A 16,511-nucleotide genomic window follows, 5' to 3' on the forward strand; every position below is an offset into this window, starting at 1 on the left:
GTCACCAATCCGTCATGGAGCCGTCGCGGCGCCGGGCGACCGGAAGGTAGGCCTGTTCGTACGGATACTGCTCCGCGAGTTCCTCGTTCATGCTCACTCCGATACCCGGAACGTCGCCGGGGGTGAGGTGCCCGTCCGAGAACGACCACGCGTGGGGGAAGACCTCGCTGACGAGCGGGTCGTAACCCATGTACTCCTGGATTCCGAAGTTCGGCGTCGCGAGTCCGAGGTGCAGGCTCGCACCCAGCGAGATCGGTGACACGTCCGACGGGCCGTGCGGTCCGCCGCGAACCTGGTACACCTCGGCGAGCGCGAAGATCTTGCGGACGTGGCTGATTCCGCCTGCGTGGACGATGGCCACCCGGATGAAGTCGATCAGCTGTTCGGTGATCAGGTGCTGGCAGTCCCAGATCGTATTGAAGACCTCCCCGATCGCCAGGGGTGTGGTGGTGTGGTTGCGCACCAGACGCAGCGCATCCTGGTTCTCGGCCGGCGTGACGTCCTCGAGCCAGAACAGGTCCACGTGTTCGACCGACTTCCCCAGCCTCGCGGCCTGCTGCGGGGTGAGCCGATGGTGGGCGTCGTGCAGCAATTTGAGTTCGGGGCCGACGTGTTCACGAACGGCTTCGAGGATCCGGGGTGCATGGTTGAGATACGCGTCGGTGTCCCACACCTCCTCGGCCGGGAGGGCGCCCCGGCTCGCGGGCTCGTAGCCCTCGGCGCCCTGGTGCACGCCGTACACCGAATCCAGTCCGGGAACCCCGGACTGCACTCGAATCGCCTGAAAGCCCTTCTCGCGCTTGGCGTCGACGGAATCGAGCAGCGCGGGCGCGTCCCACCCGGTCGCGTGGGTGTAGGAGAGCACCCGGTCGCGGACGGCACCGCCGAGCAGCTGGTAGACGGGCTGGCCGAGGGTCTTGCCCTTGATGTCCCAGAGGGCGACGTCGACGGCTCCGATCGCGGCCATGGTGACGGGTCCGCGCCGCCAGTACACACCGCGGTAGAGGTATTGCCAGGTGTCCTCGATCCGCGCCGGGTCACGCCCGATCAGCAAGGGCGCGACATGGTCCCGGAGATACGACGCGACGGACAGTTCCCGGCCGTTGAGCGTGGCGTCACCGTAGCCGACGACGCCGTCGGCCGTGGTGATCTTCAGGGTGACGAAGTTGCGGGTGGGGCTGCAGACCAGCACGTCCGCGGAGATGATCTTGTCGGTCATGCTCGTGATCCTTTCGAGCCGACGGCGGGAGCGACGACGTTGCGCAATTGCTCACCGCGGGCGAGCCTGGTGATGTTGCCGGCGATGTCGTCGACGCGGCCGACGAAGGTCTGTTGTGAGACCCCGGAGGAATGCGGTGTCATCAGGATGTTGGGGAGTTCGGAGAACGGCAGAGCGCTGGGCGTCCCGCGACCGTCGGGGCCGGGATAGTCGTACCAGACGTCGATGGCCGCAGCCGCGATGGACGCCGAGGACAGTGCGTCGAACAGTGCCTGCTCCTGGACGAGAGGCCCACGGCCGACATTCACCAGCACACCGTCGCTGCCCAGTGCGCGCAATTCCTCGACGCCGATCATGCCCCGCGTCCGGTCGTCGAGCGGTGCGGACACCACGACGACATCGGATTCGCCGAGGAGACGACCGAGCTGGGAAACGTCTGCAGCCCAGTCCAATCCCATACTCGGCGCGTCGACGTTGCCACGACCGGTCACGGCCGTTCCTGCCGCACCGAACGCTCGGAACAGATTCCACGTGGCGTGGCCGATATGGCCGAACCCCACGAAGCCCACTCGTGCGCCCTGCAGCGAATTCGACTGCGTGAGACGGTCGTCGTAGACCGAGGTCGCCCAGACACCCTGCCGGAGTGCCTTGTCCTGGGCCGCGAAACCGCGCCGGAGCATCACCGCGGCCGCCACGACGTACTCGGCGATCGACTTCTCGTGATGGAAGGTGTTCGCCACCAGCACGTCCGGCGCCAGGGCGTCGAATGCAACGTTGTCCGTGCCTGCGCCCGCGACGTGGACGAGACGCAGCTGCTCTGCAGACGACGCCATGGGCGGTGTGAACTTTCCCCCGACGTAGACGTCGGCGTCGCGCAGATCCTCGATCAGGGCGGCCTCGTCGAAGCTGCCGTGCCAGGACAGTTGCGCCTCGTCGGGAACTGCGGCCTCGAGCCGGGATCTGTGCGGAATCAAGTTGCTGTCGGCAACAACGATTTTCATCTAGCGGCTCTCTTTTCCGGGGCGGAACACCCGATCGTGCGCCGGTCCGGCCGAAGCACGGACGACCAGTTGAGTGGGGAGATGGATTTCTCGGACATCGGAGTCCGGCTCGTTCGCGCGCTGGAACACCAGGTCCAGACTCAGCACGCCGGCTCGTGCCATCGGCACGTTGATGCTCGTGAGGGCAGGGCTGGCGAGTTCGGCCAGCGGCGAGTCGTCGATGCCGATGACGCTCAGGTCGGCCGGCACCGAGAAGCCCATTGCGCGGACGCCGTTCATCACTCCGATGGCCATCGGATCGTTGTGTGTGATCACGGCGCTCGCGCCCGTCGCGATCACGCTCGCGGCCGCGGCATGGCCGCCCGCGAGGGTTTCCTGCTGCCAGCCGAGCAGACTCAGCTGCACATCCCGGGTCTTGCAGAATTCCTCGACCGCGGCGACGCGACGCTGGTTCGACCAGGACTGCGGCGAGCCCTGGACGTAGGCGAGGTGCTCGTGCCCGAGGGCGACGAGGTAGTCGACGGCCTGGCGAATTCCGTCCTCGGAATCCGCCACGATGCAATCGCATTCGGGTGACGAGCGGTTGACCAGCACCAAGGGGGTGTCTCCGGCGAGCTGCACGATGTCCGATGCGGGCAGCCGCGGAGCGCAGACCACGAGCGCGTCGACGCGACCCTGCAGCTCGCCGAGAACCTCACGCTCACGGTCGGCGCTGCCGTCGGTGTCGGTGAGGAGCACCGTCTGGCGCCGGTGCCACCCCTGCGCCTGCGCCGCCTTCACGAAGCTCGCGAACACCGTGTGCCCGATGTCGGGCACCACGACCGCGACGGTGGTGGCGGTGGGGCGCACGACGTCGTTGCGGGTCGGTGACGCCGCCCGGTAGCCGATCTCGTCGGCGACCGCGATGATTCGCACGAGCGTGTCCGGTCCAATTCGGTCCGGGGCACTGAACGCCCGTGACGCGGTGGACAGGGATACCCCTGCGCGTTGTGCGACCTCGGTCAAGGTGGGTGCCACGGTGCTACCGCCTCGCTGTTCGTTGTGACTGCCGACACACACTATCCATCGCCTTGCGCAAGATTGTCAATACTTGCGCAAGACTTGCGGCAACCGTGAGCGTCCTGCGCGTTCACACGTCCAGGAGCGACAGCTGCTGGTCGGATTCGAACAGCGCGGCCCGATCGAACGTCGACGTCGAGGCCAGGAGTTCGTCCGCGCCGGTACGCGCGGCCAAGGCGTCGAGCGCGACCTTCACCTGCTCGGCGGTGCCGTGAACGGAGGTCGCGATCGAGGCGTCGACCTGCTCCTGCAGCCGCGGAGTCCACGCCTGACCCCGGATGTCCGCGACCGATTCGAGCGGCGGGAACTCGCCGGTCCGGCTGGACTGTGCCAGCGCCCACGACTCCGGAAGCAGCAGTTCGCGGGCCCGGGCTTCGTCCTCGGCGATCATGACCTCGAGCGAGACGATCACGTACGGGGACCGATGTCCCGCGGACGGGACGAAGCTGTCGCGGTACCGGTCGAGTTCCGGAACGCGGGCGCCCGACCCTCGGAGGATCGGCCCACCGACCACCACCGGTAGACCCGCCTTCGAGGCGAAGTCGAGCCCGCGCCGGGTGGCGAGAACGAACATCGGCGGTGGGCTGGTCACGTGGGGCCGGGCCGTCACGGCGCCCTTGCCGTCGAGGTAGCTCCGCACCTCGTGGAGGTCGTCGGCGAACGTGTCGGGGGCGTTGCGATCGCGCCGCAGTGCCTCGCGCACCGGCTTGGTGAACCCCAGCGACCGTCCGACGCCCAGGTCGATCCGGCCCGGATACATCGCCTCGAGCATCAGGAACTGCTCGGCCACCACGAGAGGCTGGTGATTCGGCAGCATCACCCCACCCGAGCCCAGCCGGATCCGGTCGGTGCGCGCGCCGAGGGCCGCGAGCAGCACCGGCGGCGACCCACTCGCGATGCCCGGCACGGCGTGATGCTCGGCCACCCAGAACCGATGGAACCCGAGCTGCTCGGCGCGCACAGCCCGCTCGATCGTCCCGGTCAGCGCGGCAGAATCGGGCGCACCGCGGCGCGTGCGGGACCGGTCCAGAATCGAGAGCTTCACCTCCGAGGCAACGGTCCGTCGGCCGACGGTATTTCCTCACCCCGTCCGCAGTCGGTGGAGGAGTGTGCCCGCTTCGCTGACATACTGACCGCCGCAGGATCCACGATCGCCGGGAGGTCAATGGTGAGCAGCACAGGGACTATGTCGTACTCGCTGGACGTCACGTCGCGGTCCGCAGCGCAGATGCGGGAGTGCGCAGAGTTCTTCAGCGAGCCCGAGCTGGCCCACCTGCCCACCGCCCGCCTCGCGGACGCGCTGGAGTCGCTGGCCGAGACGGGCCGCTACGAGCACACCGTGGAGGAACTGGAAGTCGGCTCGCAGCTGGCGTGGCGCAATCACGCCCGCTGCGTCGGTCGCAAGCACTGGCGCACGCTGAAGCTTATCGATGCCCGGCACGTCACCACCGCGGACGAGATTGCGGAGGCGTGCTGGGAGCACCTGCGGGTCGCGACGAACGGCGGCGCCCTGCGCTCGGTCATCACGGTCGGTCCCCTACCGCTGGCGGACGGACGCGAGTACAAGATCGTCAGCCCGCAGCTCATCCGGTACGCCGGCTACCGCCACGCGGACGGGACGGTGACCGGGGACCCCGCCCAGGTCGGAATCACCGAGGCGGTGACGAAGATGGGGTGGCGGGGCGCAGGCACGCCGTTCGACGTGCTGCCGCTGCTGGTCAGCACCCCCGACGAGACGCTGCGCTGGTACGAGATTCCATCCGAGCTGGTGCTCGAGGTCGAGATCGAGCACCCCGACTACGCCTGGTTCGCCGATCTCGGTCTCAAGTGGCATGCCGTGCCTGCCGTGTCGAACATGCACTTCTCGGTCGGCGGGCTGACCTACCCACTCGCCCCGTTCAGCGGCTGGTACGTGAGCACCGAGGTCGGGGCCCGCAACCTCAGCGACCAGGATCGCTACGACATGCTGCCGGCCATCGCCGACCGGCTGTGCCTGGACACGACGTCGGAACGAACGCTGTGGCGCGACCGCGCACTGGTCGAGCTGAACCGCGCCGTGATCCACAGTTACCGGCAGGCCGGTGTGCACATGGTCGATCATCACACCGTCGCGAAGCAGTTCATCAGTCACGTCGAACGCGAAGAGTCACTCGGCCGGAAGTGCCCGACGGACTGGTCGTGGATCAACCCGCCGATGTCGGCGGCGCTGACCCCCACGTTCCACCGGCTCTACGACGCACCCGACATGGATATCCGTCCGAACTTTCTCCCGGCCGCCAGCTCGGGTTGCCCGATCTCCGGTCAGCCGCGGTAGGGCTGGGCGACGCCCCAACCCCAATGCGGGACGGGCGCGTGCTCGACCACCTCGGCGCCGGGGCTCGAGTTCTGCAGCGCGAGCCTGGTCCCCCACTCGACGTATGCCATGAAGGCCGAGCGGAATTCGGGATCGGACGGCAACTTCGCGTCGTCGGCGGCGAGACTCATCGTCGCGGCGAAGCGGTGCCGCTGCTCCGGGCTGATGCCCAGACCGATGTGGTGTCGCAGCATCCGCTCGTAGCCGCCGAGCCGGTCGGTGTAGCCGGGTGGACCGCCGAACACCTCGCACCACCAGAGTGTCACGTTGCGGCGATGCTCCTCGTGTACTCCGCCGGGGAACATCGGGGACAGCAGTTCGTCGCGCTCGACCCGGTCGTAGAAGGCGTCGATCAGCCGCCGGAACGACTGCTCACCGCCCGCCCATTCGAACAGGGACGGTGTTTCCTGATCGCTCATGGGAGCTCCTCATCTCCGTCGTCTCCATTACAATACACATCAGTATTGGATTGAAACGAGGTTCGAACATGACCGTTACCGGGCGCAGCCGCGACACCGACATCGACACTCGCGTGCTGAAAGTGGCGGGCAGGCAATTGTCCCGGGCCGGATACGACGCGATGTCGATCGCCGCGATCGCCGCGGAGGCCGGCACCACCCGGCAGGCTCTGTACCGGCGGTGGGCGTCGAAGTCGGAGCTCGCCGCGGCCGTCGTGGCGCAGTTGGCCGACGAACAGTCGGGGCGGTCGTCGGCCGATCCGTTCGGGGATCTGGTGCGGGAGCTGACCGACTTCCAGCGCGGGGTGTCGCGGAGCGGCCGGTTGTCGTTGGTCGGCACGATGCTGCAGGACACGACGGACACCGACGTCCGCGCGCAGTACCGCGCCCGGGTGGTGGCGCCGCGCCGGCGCCGCATCCGCGCAATCCTGGACCGCGCCGCCGAACTGAAGCTGATCGACGCGGACGCCGATCTCGACGTCGCCGTCAGCATGGCCACCGGCAGTTGGTACGGCCGGGCGTTGGCCGGTGATCGCCCACCCGCCGACTGGCCGGCCCGGACCGCGACACTGATCTGGCGGGCCGTCGGCGGGGTGCCGCCGACCTGACGCGGTTGCTACGCCGTCGACGCGTTCGTCGACCGCCGGTCCCCCATGTTCCGTGACATCAGGACACCGGCGAGGAGGAGAACGCCCGCGACGGCGATGAACCAGCCCGTGCGGTGCAGTCCGTCGTCGCCGACGACGTGACCGGCGGTCGTCTGTAGTACGACAGCCGACAGGTTCGCCCCGATGTACTGCACGGTGCGGTACATCCCGATCGCCGTGCCCACCTCCTCGACGGACGTGACCGAGCTGATCAGATTCTGATTGCCGATGTTGTTGAATCCATTGGGTATTCCCAGTACTGCGGCGACGAGCAGGAGCACGACGATCGGGGCGGTGCTGCTCTCCACGGAGGCCAGAAGCAGGCCACCCACCAGGAGCGCGCACGTTCCCACGGTGAGCGTTCGGCGCACCCCGTACCGCCGGTACGTTCGCGACGCCAGCAGCGTGGAGCCGATGCCGACCACCGCGACGGGCAGCATCGTCAGACCCGCTTCGGTGGCGCCCATTCCGCGGGAGTACTGCAACCACTGCGGGATTCCGAAGAAGACACAGTAGAACGCCGTGTAGGTGAGGAGGGTGCGGGCGAGTGTCGCGCTGAGCGCACGGTTTCGGGCCAGGGCCCGAACGTCGATGAACGGTTCGTCCGCCCGCCGTTCCCATTGAACGAACAGGGCGAGCACCAGGGCCCACACGGGGATCAGCCACCACACGGGATCGGTGGTGAGCGACAACAGGAACAGCATCGTCGACGAGACGAGCGCGAGGAACAGCAGGACCCCGGCCACGTCGAGCGCGTGCAGCAGTTGCCGACCACTGACCGACACACCGCCGATGAAACCGACCTTCGCGAATTTCGTGACCGCCACCGCGCTGAACGCGACGATCGGAAGGTTGATCCACATGATCGACTGCCAGCCGAACGCCCCGACGAGCAATCCGCCGAGCGTCGGGCCCAGCGCCACGACCGCCTGGCTGCAGATCGCGAGCGTCGTGATCGCGGTGCGCGGCTCCGCGCCGTGCCGCTCCGCATACCCGCGGATCATCGTCATGGCGTTGGGATACTGTGTGGCGGTCCCGATTCCGACGAGAATGCGGGAGAAGATCAGCCAGCCGACACTGGGCGCGAGCAGACCGGCCACGGAGCCCAGCGCAACCAGGGCGAGGCCGCCGAGGTACACCTTGCGGGCGCCGAGCAGCGCGCCGAGTTTCCCGGCCATCGGGGCGGTGACGGCGGTGGCGATGTAGAGCGCCGAGATCACCCACGTGATCCCGGACGAGGAGCCGAACTGGGCGGCGATGCCGACGATCGCCACCGCGATCATCGACGAGTTCAATGGTTGGAGGATGCTGCCGGTGGCGACGGATCCGCTGACCCGGAACGGTACGGACGGGGACTTCTGCGCGAGTGCGGTATCGGCGACGGTCGCGCTCACGAGTTCATCAGTGACTCCTGCTGCGGCGCCGACTCGGGCGTTCCGGCGAGTCGGCGGAGCAGCCGTCCGGCGATGAAGAGCAGGTCGCGCTCGGCGTCGGTGAATTCGGCGGCGAACGCGGCCGTCAGCCATTCGCTACGCCGGGATCGGTCGTCGACGAGGGTCTGCAACCCCAGCGCGGTGATCGCGACTATGCTTGCTCGCGCATCCTGGGGGTCCACGGTCCGGGAGACCATTCCGGACCCCTCGAGCATCGAGACGGTCCGTGCGATTGACTGCGGCGCCACTTGCTCGAGGTCGGCGAGAGCGCGCGCGCTCATCGGACCTTCCCGGTCGAGGTGCGCGAGGGCCTGGAGCTGCGAGGGCGTCAGCAGATGCCCGCCGCGCTGGGTGCGGATGCGCCGGGTGAACAGAACAACGTCCTCACGGAACCGATCGACCTTCTCGTCCATTTTTCGCCTCTCACTCGCAGTGCGTGTTCATTAGCCAGTCTAGCTGTTTTATTCCCGCGGCTCAAGCAGGGATTTCTGCGGCAAAGGGGCGACTCAGGCACGAAAATTAGTCAGCACTGCTGCCTAACTCATCGAGGGGAGGATCCGCGCGCGCGAATTCCTGCAGGTAGGGCACGCGCGGCAGGCGTCTCACAGAAAACTCCGAGACAATCGCTGGCAGTATGAGGACGGCGAGCGCTGACCCAGATCCGAAAGAAGGTGATCGTGACTCTTCGCACACGGACAGCCGGCATTGTTGCGGTGGTGGCCCTGACGTTCCTGGCCACGGCGTGCACTATCGGAGACACCGGCACGTCGGAAACCCCGACCACCTCACAGACCGCGCCCGCCTCGATTGCCGTCCCCGCTGCCGACGGGGCTCCGATCAATCCGACCACCCCGATCGTGGTCACCGCGACGGGCGGCAAGCTGACCTCCGTAACCGTCACGAATCCCGCGGAACAGAACACACCGGTCGCCGGGAGCCTCACGCCCGACGGCACGAACTGGACGAGCAGCCAACCTCTCGGCTACGGGTCCACGTACACAGTCGTCGCGGACGCGGTCAACCCCGACGGCGCCCCGGTCGAGCAGACGTTCACCGTCACGACGTTGACGCCGGGCAGCACCGCGTACGCGAACGTCGTCCCGGCACCCGAGGTGGTCGCCGACACCGGCATCGGCGTCGGCCAGCCGATGGTCTTCCAATTCACCGCACCGGTCGCGAACAAGGCCGAGGCGCAACAGCGACTGCACGTGACGACGACACCGCCGCAGCCCGGCGCCTGGTATTGGACCGACGACCAGAACGCACACTACCGAGCGGCGGCTTACTGGGCACCGGGCACCAAGATCCACATCGAGGCCGACGTCTACGGCGTCGATCTGGGCGACGGCGTCTTCGGCGCCGAGAACAACTCCGCCGACTACACCGTGCACGACTCGTGGGTCGCCAAGGCAGACGGCGCGAGTGAAATGCTCACCGTCTTCCACAACGGCGTTCAGGAAAACGCGATGCCGATGAGTCTCGGCTCCCCCGACCATCCCTCGCACGAGGGTCCGCACGTGATCTCCGACAAGCAGCAGAGCATCATCATGGACTCCTGCACGTACGGGGTCTGCGCGGGCGATCCCGACTATTACCGCGAGAAGGTCGATCTCAACCTGCGGATCTCCAACGACGGTGAGTTCGTCCACTCGGCGCCGTGGTCGGTGGGCGATCAGGGCAGCAGCAACGTCTCCCACGGCTGCGTGAACCTGGCTCCTGCCAACGCCCAGTGGATGTTCGACCATTTCGGTATCGGCGACGTCGTCGAGGTCACCAACTCGGGCGGACCGCTCCTGCCCGTGTGGGACACGTACGGGGACTGGGAGGTCCCGTGGGATCAGTGGCAGGCAGGTAACGCAACGGGATAGGAGGCGCTCGTGAATTCACCATCCGCGGAATGTGTCGCGCAGTTGAAGGCGGTTCTCCCGCACCGGGTTCATCTGCCGGACACGGACGACTACCGCAGCGCATTGGGCAGAGTGTTCTTTCCCGATGCCGCGAGACGCCGTCCGTCCTGCGTCGTCGAACCGGTGTCCGTGGAGGAGGTCTCCACCGTCATGAGGGTTACGCATCGGACGGGCGGCACCGTCACCGTCCGCGGCGGCGGGTTGAGTTCCAACTGCGTCGCCGACGACGCCGTCATGCTCGACCTGTCGGCGCACCTGAACACGGCCCGACCCGACGACGACCGGGTGGTCGTCGCCGGCGGCGCCACCGTGGGAGCCATGCTGGACGCCCTCGCACCCACCGGGCGGGTGGTGCCGGTGGGGATCGTCGGCCACGCAGGCTTCGGACTCGTCACCCGAGGCGGTGTCGGATACCTCACGCGCAGTCTGGGATTGACACTCGATCAGCTGGTCGAGGTCGAACTCGTGCTGCCGTCCGGCGAAGTCGTCCATCTGTCCGAAGCCAGCACCGGCGACGAGGCGGATCTGTGGTGGGCGGTCCGGGGTTGCGCACCGTGCTTCGGCGTCGTGACGTCGGCGGTGCTCCGGACCCACCCGGTAGGTCCGGTGTGGGTCGACCGGATGGTGCTCGGACTCGAAGCGCTCGCCACCTACTTCCGTGTCGCACCGACGCTTCCACGGGACACGACGATGGGCGCGGTACTCGGTTACAGCGCACTGTCTCCCGACGAACCCGTCCTCTTCGTGTACACCGCGTGTGCGAGCGGGGACGAATCCGCCATCGACCGCGCCCGGGCCGCCGCCACCACGGTCGCCGACGTGTCGGGCAGCGTGCTGTACCGATCGGAGATGTCCGGCACGTACCTCACCGGGTTACCCGAATTCGCGCCACCCGGCCCCGACGGCGAGGAACCGGAACCGATCCGGCTGCCCGAACCGGGCGAGCGCCGGGGGTCGTTCTTCGGGAAAGCCGTCTTCACCGGACCGACCCTCGACTCCGCGCTCGCGGAGGCTCTGGCCACCCAGATCCGTGGCGCGCCGACGCGGGAATGTCGTATCGACTTCCAGCACACCGGCGGTGCCCTCTCCGACGTCGGCGACGCCGACACCGCGTTCTGGGGCCGAAGCAGCGAGTGGAACATCCCACTCAACGCCATCTGGTCCGACCCCTACGACGGCGCCGCCTGCCTGTCCTGGGCGGGCGGCACCCTCGACGCGCTCGCGCCCCACACGATCGGCGTCTACAGCGTCGAACTGCGGCCCGGTTTCCCCGAGACCGGCGCCGAGATCGACGCGGCCTACGGCGGAAACCTTCGCCGACTACGAGAACTGCGGCAGAGGCACGATCCGATGGGGGTGCTCACGCACTATCCGCTCTGAGATTCGGAGGTGTACACACAATCGTCCACGGCAGCCCGACCGGCGAAACGTGCTGCAAGGAAGTCGATCGCACCCGGCGCTCCGGAGATCAGCGTGGTGTTGTGACTACCGCCGGGATACCGCACCACCTGCACCGCGCTACCCGCGGCACAGGACTGTCGAACGAAGTCGTCGTGGACCGTGACGGGCACCAGTTCGTCCCCGTCCGCGTGATAGCTGTAGATCGGCGCCCCGGCAGTGCCCACGGCAGGGCTGTTCTCCGCGAGAGCATCTCGTAATACCGGAACGTCGAAGGGGCGAGGGTCGACGGTGTAGTCGCGCAGCGACCGGAACGCGTAGGTCGCGATGAGATCTACGGTGCATGCCGCGCTGCTGGCCTGCATGGTTGCCCGGCCCTGTGTGGTGAACAGCTCGCTCAGGCGCATCTCGGGATACGCACGATCGATGCCGGTCACTCCACCGAAGGTGAGGCCGAAACCGTACCCGCCATCGACATTCCGCATGGTTGCCTCGAGGTCGGCAGGTAACCCGCCCAACGCTATTCCGTCCAGCCCCAGCTCGGGAGCATGGGTCTGCCGGAGGTGCGCGGCCCAGGCCGTGGCGAAGGCTCCACCGGAGTAGCCCCACAGGCCCGTCGGCGCGTTCACGTCCAGTCCTGCCGGGACGAAATTCCGCGCGGCGCGGATGCCGTCGAGAACCGCGTAGCCCGACTGTGGTCCGGCGAGAAACTCGGATTCCGGTCCTTCGTAGTCGGCGGTGACGACCGCCCAACCACGGGACAGCAGATACGCGATCATCAGTGACTCCGATGCGGCGTTCGACGTCGCGGCTCCGAGCCCCGCAGTCAGCGCGTAGGACGGTGCGCACCGAGATCCGAGACTGTCTTCCGCGGTTTGATAGGAGACAAGGGGTCGGGGACCATCGCCCGTCCACGGCGTTCTCGGGACCAGGACCGTGGCGACGTCGGCCACCGGTTCTCGGTGGGAGTCGAGCGACTTGTACAACAGTTGCCAGGAATCGACCGGTATCGGCACGCTCAACGCTGTCGCTGTTGCCGGCCGTGATCGCAGAATCGTCCCGTCGGGCTGCGCCTCGTAGCCGGCAGGCTCTTGGTAGAACGCGTCCTCGGACGGTCGCGGGATCTCGGCCACTGCAGGTCCAGCCACCGCGACCAGACCCGCACTCAACGCCGTCACCGCCGCAACCAGAAGGGGGAACCACCGCCGAATGCGCACGATAAACATGCTACCGTGCGAATGGTACGACCGAAAGGACTATCTGTGGACGCCGTGGTGTTGCGAGAGTTCGGGGAACCGGACGTCTTGAAGATGGAGTCGATTTCCGATCCCGTAGCGAGCTCGGGCTGGGTCACCGTCCGCCTCAAGGCGGCCGCACTCAACTGGCACGACGTCCTCGTCCGCCAGGGCAAGTATTCGTCACCACTGCCGCACGTACTCGGCGCCGACGGCGCAGGTATTCGCACCGACACGGGCGAGGAGGTTCTCGTCCTCCCGTCGCTGTGGTGGGGAGATCGTGACGCCGCGCCGAGCGCACAGTGGGAGATCCTCGGCGATCACCAACGAGGCACGTATGCCGAGTTGGTACGGGTTCCCGCTGACTGCGTCGCCCCCAAACCACGCGGGCTCAACTGGGAGCAGGCCGCCGCACTGCCTCTCGTCGGACTCACCACCTACCGCGCCCTGTTCACGCGCGGCCGTCTCGGTGCCGGCGAGAATTTGCTCGTCCTGGGCGCGGGTGGCGGCGTCGCGACCATGGCCGTCATGCTGGCTTCCGCAGTAGGCGCCAACGTCACCGTCACGTCCTCCTCGGCGGCCAAGATCGCACAGGCACGGGAACTCGGCGCGGCGAACGGCGTGCTCTACACCGACCCCGAATGGCCGGAAGATGCTCGCCGGCTCACCCCGGACGGTCAGGGATTCGATCTCGTCCTGGATTCGGTGGGGACCTGGGAACAGTCCATCGCCGCACTGCGGCCGGGTGGCCGGTTGGTCGTGCTGGGCGCGTCGCGTAACGAGCTCGCCACCCTCGACGTCCGGCCCTTCTACTTCGGCCAGTACGAACTGATCGGGACCACGATGGGCAGCCCGCGGGACTTCGCGGGGCTACTGACACTGCTGGACACCGAAACCGTCCCACCCGTACCCATCAGCGCGGTATTCCCGCTCGCAGAGGCAGCAGCCGCGCACAAATATCTCGAACAGGGAGCCGGGTTCGGGAAGGTCGTTCTCTCGCACGACTGACCGCGGTTCTATGATCTACCTCGACGCGGTTCGGTGACGACGAGAGGACGCCCAGTGGCGAGTGAACTCCCGACGCCGACCGACGACGATCGCCACGACGTGATCGACTGGATGCGAGCCGAATGGTCCCGGCGGCGTGATTCGGCCGATCTGGAGTTCGGAACCACGATGGCGTTGCTCCGTACGCACCAGTGGATCGTGCGCGCCATGGACCAGGAACTGCGCTCACTTCGCCTGTCGCGCAACGCCTATCTCATTCTGACGTCATTGCAACTGTCGGAGCAGCGAACTCGCACGCTCGGCAAGTTGAGCAAGTACCTCATGGTCCACCCCACCACCGTGTCGATGGCGGTCGACCAACTCGTCAAGGCGGGCCTCGTCGAACGCAAAGCCCACGCGACGGATCGCCGCACCGTTCTCGCAACCCTCACCCCGGCCGGCTTGGAGGTGGTCGAGGAAGCGAACGATCGCCTCGCCGCGGTGCGCTTCGGCCTGGCGCCCGTCGACACCGACACCCTGGAAGCGCTGATCGAACAACTGCAACACGTACGTCGCGCCGTCGGTGACGTCGAAACCGGGCACTGAGAACTACCGGACACCCTCTCGCGGTTGAGGTGTCGGACCCGGCCGCCGCATCCCCCACACAGTACGACGACCCGGCACACCTCTTGCCCCACTAGCTTTGACGCCCTACTATTCAAACCTAGAATAGTTCTCACGGGACGAGGAACGGGCCGTCCGGCTTCTCACTGCACGACAACGCTCCCTCGCCGTGATCCCCCAGCCGAGTCACGCACAGGAGCACACTCCGATGGTTTCATTCGCATTCACCGACGAACACGAAGAGTTCCGACAGACGCTCGCCGCGTTCAGCGACCGAGTCCTACTTCCCGGCTACCGCGACAGAGCCGCGTCAACGGACTTCCCCTTCGACATTCTGAAAAGGCTCGGCGACCTCGGATTGCTGGGCATCGGCCTGCCCGAACAGTACGGCGGCACGGGCACCGAAGACCCCGTTCTCCTCGGGATCGCCACCGAGACCCTGGCCTACGGCGACGTGAACATGGCATCGGCACCCGTCCAGATCGGTTTGGTCGCCTCTCAACTGGCGCTGTGCCGTAACGAGATCCAGGAGCGCTACCTCCCTCCCCTCATCAACGGTGAGCAGACCATCGCCATCGCGTTGACCGAACCAGGCTCGGGCTCCGATGCGAGTGCGCTGACCACCACCGCAACGGCAGTGGAGGGCGGATGGCGTCTGAACGGCGAGAAAACGGCCATCTCCTGGGCGATGAATGCCACTGCCGCACTTGTCTACGCGCGAGAGCCCGGATCCAGCCGTGCTCGGGGTGTCAGTTGCTTCGTCGTGCCGCTCGACGCGGAAGGCGTCACGGTCAGCCACATGCCAGGCATGGGCTGCCTTCCTCTGGGCTGGGGAGGCATTCATCTATCCGACGTCTTCGTTCCCGAATCGCATCTCGTCGGCGAACTCGGCAAGGGCTTTCACTCGGTTATGGACCACTTCGACTTCAGTCGAGCTGCCCTCGGACTGATGTGCCTCGGCGCCGCGAAACAGAGCCTGGAGGAAGCCGCCGCGTACGCGCAGCAACGAGAAACGTTCGGGCAGCCACTCTCCGAGCACCAGGGACTCGCATTCCAATTCGCTGAGCATGCAACCTATCTGGAAGGAGCACGCTGGATCTGCTACCGGGCGCTGTGGCTCCGGGAAACCGCCCAGCCGCACACGGCCCTGGCGTCGATGAGTAAGTGGTGGCCTCCCGTCGTGGCCAAGAACGCAATCGAGTTCGCCATGCGCGTACACGGAAACCTCGGGTACTCCACCGAATCGCCTCTGCAGCATCGCTACCGCGACGTCACCGCGTACCTCGTCGCGGACGGCACAGCCGAGATCCAGAAGCGCATCATCGCGAAGGACATCTTCGCCCGCGGCACAGTATCTCTCTGACCACATCACCCTGAAGGAGTTCACAATGGGAACGCATGAAATCTCACCGCCGAAAGAGCTGAAGGACAGCAGCGGGCTGATCGTCGGCGGCACGGCCGGGATCGGGCTCGCGACCGCCGTCGGCCTCGCTCAGGCCGGCGCACCGCGCATCATGGTCGTCGGGCGCAGCACGGAACGCGGACAGACTGCCGTCGAACGCATCTCGTCCTACAACTCGTCGTGCGAGGTGACCTTCCTGTCGGCAGACGCAACCACCGTCGACGGCGCCGCCCGTATCGCGTCCGAAGCCGAGCGGATCCTCGACGGCGTGGATGTCCTCGTGTCGACGACGGCCGCCGACACCCGACCGGAACTGTTCGCAAACATTCCCACCGACGACATCGCGCGCATCTTCAACCAACTCGCGCTCCCGTGCATGTATCTCGCGAGCGAAATCGTACCCCACATGACGGCGCGGAAGGGTGGCGTCATCATCAACGTCGCATCGGACGCAGCCAAGACCGCGACGCCCGGCGAGTCCGTGATCGGGGCGGCGAAGGCGGCGATCGTCATGTTCACCCGCACGCTCGCCATCGAAGCCAAGCGCAGCGGAATCCGCGTGAACGTCCTGACGCCGTCGCTGGTCACCGGCACCGGGTCGACCGGACGCATCACCTCCGACGGGTTCAGTGCCAAACTGTTCGCCAAGGCAGCACAGCAGGCCCACCTCGGCGTCCCCGAATCCGAAGACCTCGCTGCGCTCGCCGTCTTCCTCGCCTCCCCCGCCGCGCGCCGGCTGACCGGACAGGCGATCAGCGTCAACGGGGGAATCTCGGCGGCCTGAGAAC

16 protein-coding genes are annotated in these 16,511 nt (G+C 67.1%); 8 read left to right on the forward strand and 8 right to left on the reverse strand.

Annotated elements, in window-relative coordinates; translation table 11 throughout:
- Position 1: 1 nt before the first annotated feature.
- The 4 genes from manD to ACFWAY_RS25695 form a co-directional block, all read right to left on the reverse strand.
- Complete coding sequence (gene manD, locus ACFWAY_RS25680) at positions 2–1,219, reverse strand: D-mannonate dehydratase ManD (protein ID WP_378512644.1); 1,218 nt, start codon at positions 1,217–1,219, stop codon at positions 2–4.
- Entirely contained in the window at positions 1,216–2,220 is a 1,005-nt protein-coding gene (locus ACFWAY_RS25685; RefSeq protein ID WP_378455012.1) for a 2-hydroxyacid dehydrogenase, read from the reverse strand. Before ACFWAY_RS25685 ends, manD begins: the two co-directional genes overlap by 4 nt.
- The gene (locus tag ACFWAY_RS25690) at positions 2,221–3,237 is read right to left on the reverse strand and encodes a LacI family DNA-binding transcriptional regulator (protein WP_378512645.1); all 1,017 of its coding nucleotides are present in this window, start codon (positions 3,235–3,237) and stop codon (positions 2,221–2,223) included. It abuts the gene before it with no gap.
- A 112-nt stretch (positions 3,238–3,349) separates the two neighbouring features.
- Positions 3,350–4,324 (reverse strand): LLM class flavin-dependent oxidoreductase, encoded by a 975-nt coding sequence (locus ACFWAY_RS25695; protein WP_378512646.1) that lies wholly within the window; start codon positions 4,322–4,324, stop codon positions 3,350–3,352.
- Positions 4,325–4,465: 141 nt separating this feature from the next.
- Here ACFWAY_RS25695 and ACFWAY_RS25700 point away from each other — a divergent pair, with 141 nt between their 5' ends.
- Positions 4,466–5,593 (forward strand): nitric oxide synthase oxygenase, encoded by a 1,128-nt coding sequence (locus ACFWAY_RS25700; RefSeq protein ID WP_378512663.1) that lies wholly within the window; start codon positions 4,466–4,468, stop codon positions 5,591–5,593.
- On the opposite strand, the gene ACFWAY_RS25705 is transcribed toward ACFWAY_RS25700, so the two are convergent.
- A complete protein-coding gene (locus ACFWAY_RS25705) occupies positions 5,581–6,051 on the reverse strand; it encodes a group II truncated hemoglobin (protein ID WP_378512647.1) in 471 nt (156 codons plus the stop codon). The genes ACFWAY_RS25700 and ACFWAY_RS25705 overlap by 13 nt on opposite strands.
- Positions 6,052–6,119: 68 nt before the next feature.
- Between ACFWAY_RS25705 and ACFWAY_RS25710 the strand changes: the two genes are divergently transcribed.
- Positions 6,120–6,698 carry a TetR/AcrR family transcriptional regulator gene (locus ACFWAY_RS25710; RefSeq protein ID WP_378455008.1) on the forward strand — a complete coding sequence of 193 codons (579 nt, stop codon included), beginning with the start codon at positions 6,120–6,122 and terminating at the stop codon, positions 6,696–6,698.
- Between the two features lie 8 nt (positions 6,699–6,706).
- Here ACFWAY_RS25710 and ACFWAY_RS25715 read toward each other — a convergent pair whose 3' ends face one another.
- Entirely contained in the window at positions 6,707–8,131 is a 1,425-nt protein-coding gene (locus tag ACFWAY_RS25715) for an MFS transporter (RefSeq protein WP_378455007.1), read from the reverse strand.
- The gene (locus ACFWAY_RS25720; protein WP_378512648.1) at positions 8,128–8,583 is read right to left on the reverse strand and encodes a MarR family winged helix-turn-helix transcriptional regulator; all 456 of its coding nucleotides are present in this window, start codon (positions 8,581–8,583) and stop codon (positions 8,128–8,130) included. The genes ACFWAY_RS25715 and ACFWAY_RS25720 overlap by 4 nt, the downstream gene beginning before the upstream one ends.
- Positions 8,584–8,841: 258 nt before the next feature.
- Here ACFWAY_RS25720 and ACFWAY_RS25725 point away from each other — a divergent pair, with 258 nt between their 5' ends.
- The gene (locus ACFWAY_RS25725; protein WP_378455005.1) at positions 8,842–10,038 is read left to right on the forward strand and encodes an Ig-like domain-containing protein; all 1,197 of its coding nucleotides are present in this window, start codon (positions 8,842–8,844) and stop codon (positions 10,036–10,038) included.
- 9 nt (positions 10,039–10,047) lie between these two features.
- Positions 10,048–11,457: an FAD-binding protein gene (locus tag ACFWAY_RS25730; RefSeq protein WP_378455004.1), complete on the forward strand. Its 1,410-nt coding sequence runs from the start codon at positions 10,048–10,050 to the stop codon at positions 11,455–11,457.
- On the opposite strand, the gene ACFWAY_RS25735 is transcribed toward ACFWAY_RS25730, so the two are convergent.
- Positions 11,445–12,701 (reverse strand): lipase family protein, encoded by a 1,257-nt coding sequence (locus tag ACFWAY_RS25735; protein ID WP_378455003.1) that lies wholly within the window; start codon positions 12,699–12,701, stop codon positions 11,445–11,447. The two genes, ACFWAY_RS25730 and ACFWAY_RS25735, sit on opposite strands and share 13 nt — an antisense overlap.
- A gap of 36 nt (positions 12,702–12,737) precedes the next feature.
- Between ACFWAY_RS25735 and ACFWAY_RS25740 the strand changes: the two genes are divergently transcribed.
- From ACFWAY_RS25740 to ACFWAY_RS25755, 4 genes are all read left to right on the forward strand, one after another.
- Positions 12,738–13,718: a zinc-binding alcohol dehydrogenase family protein gene (locus ACFWAY_RS25740; protein ID WP_378455002.1), complete on the forward strand. Its 981-nt coding sequence runs from the start codon at positions 12,738–12,740 to the stop codon at positions 13,716–13,718.
- A 54-nt stretch (positions 13,719–13,772) separates the two neighbouring features.
- On the forward strand, positions 13,773–14,303 hold the full coding sequence (locus ACFWAY_RS25745; RefSeq protein ID WP_378512649.1) for a MarR family winged helix-turn-helix transcriptional regulator: 531 nt from the start codon (positions 13,773–13,775) through the stop codon (positions 14,301–14,303).
- Positions 14,304–14,529: 226 nt separating this feature from the next.
- Entirely contained in the window at positions 14,530–15,684 is a 1,155-nt protein-coding gene (locus tag ACFWAY_RS25750) for an acyl-CoA dehydrogenase family protein (RefSeq protein ID WP_378455000.1), read from the forward strand.
- A gap of 25 nt (positions 15,685–15,709) precedes the next feature.
- Positions 15,710–16,507 (forward strand): SDR family NAD(P)-dependent oxidoreductase, encoded by a 798-nt coding sequence (locus tag ACFWAY_RS25755; protein ID WP_378512650.1) that lies wholly within the window; start codon positions 15,710–15,712, stop codon positions 16,505–16,507.
- The last annotated feature ends 4 nt before the right edge of the window (positions 16,508–16,511 follow it).

It is taken from the genome of Rhodococcus sp. NPDC059968 (assembly GCF_042738615.1).
Taxonomy (GTDB): Bacteria; Actinomycetota; Actinomycetes; order Mycobacteriales; family Mycobacteriaceae; genus Rhodococcus_F.

Bases quoted from the DNA above. Each gene is read 5' to 3' on its own strand.
- manD (WP_378512644.1), bottom strand. From the start codon at position 1,219: ATGACCGACAAGATCATCTCCGCGGACGTGCTGGTCTGCAGCCCCACC.
- ACFWAY_RS25705 (WP_378512647.1), bottom strand. From the start codon at position 6,051: ATGAGCGATCAGGAAACACCGTCCCTGTTCGAATGGGCGGGCGGTGAG.
- ACFWAY_RS25700 (WP_378512663.1), top strand. From the start codon at position 4,466: ATGTCGTACTCGCTGGACGTCACGTCGCGGTCCGCAGCGCAGATGCGG.
- ACFWAY_RS25735 (WP_378455003.1), bottom strand. From the start codon at position 12,701: ATGTTTATCGTGCGCATTCGGCGGTGGTTCCCCCTTCTGGTTGCGGCG.
- ACFWAY_RS25750 (WP_378455000.1), top strand. From the start codon at position 14,530: ATGGTTTCATTCGCATTCACCGACGAACACGAAGAGTTCCGACAGACG.
- ACFWAY_RS25710 (WP_378455008.1), top strand. From the start codon at position 6,120: ATGACCGTTACCGGGCGCAGCCGCGACACCGACATCGACACTCGCGTG.
- ACFWAY_RS25685 (WP_378455012.1), bottom strand. From the start codon at position 2,220: ATGAAAATCGTTGTTGCCGACAGCAACTTGATTCCGCACAGATCCCGG.
- ACFWAY_RS25720 (WP_378512648.1), bottom strand. From the start codon at position 8,583: ATGGACGAGAAGGTCGATCGGTTCCGTGAGGACGTTGTTCTGTTCACC.
- ACFWAY_RS25755 (WP_378512650.1), top strand. From the start codon at position 15,710: ATGGGAACGCATGAAATCTCACCGCCGAAAGAGCTGAAGGACAGCAGC.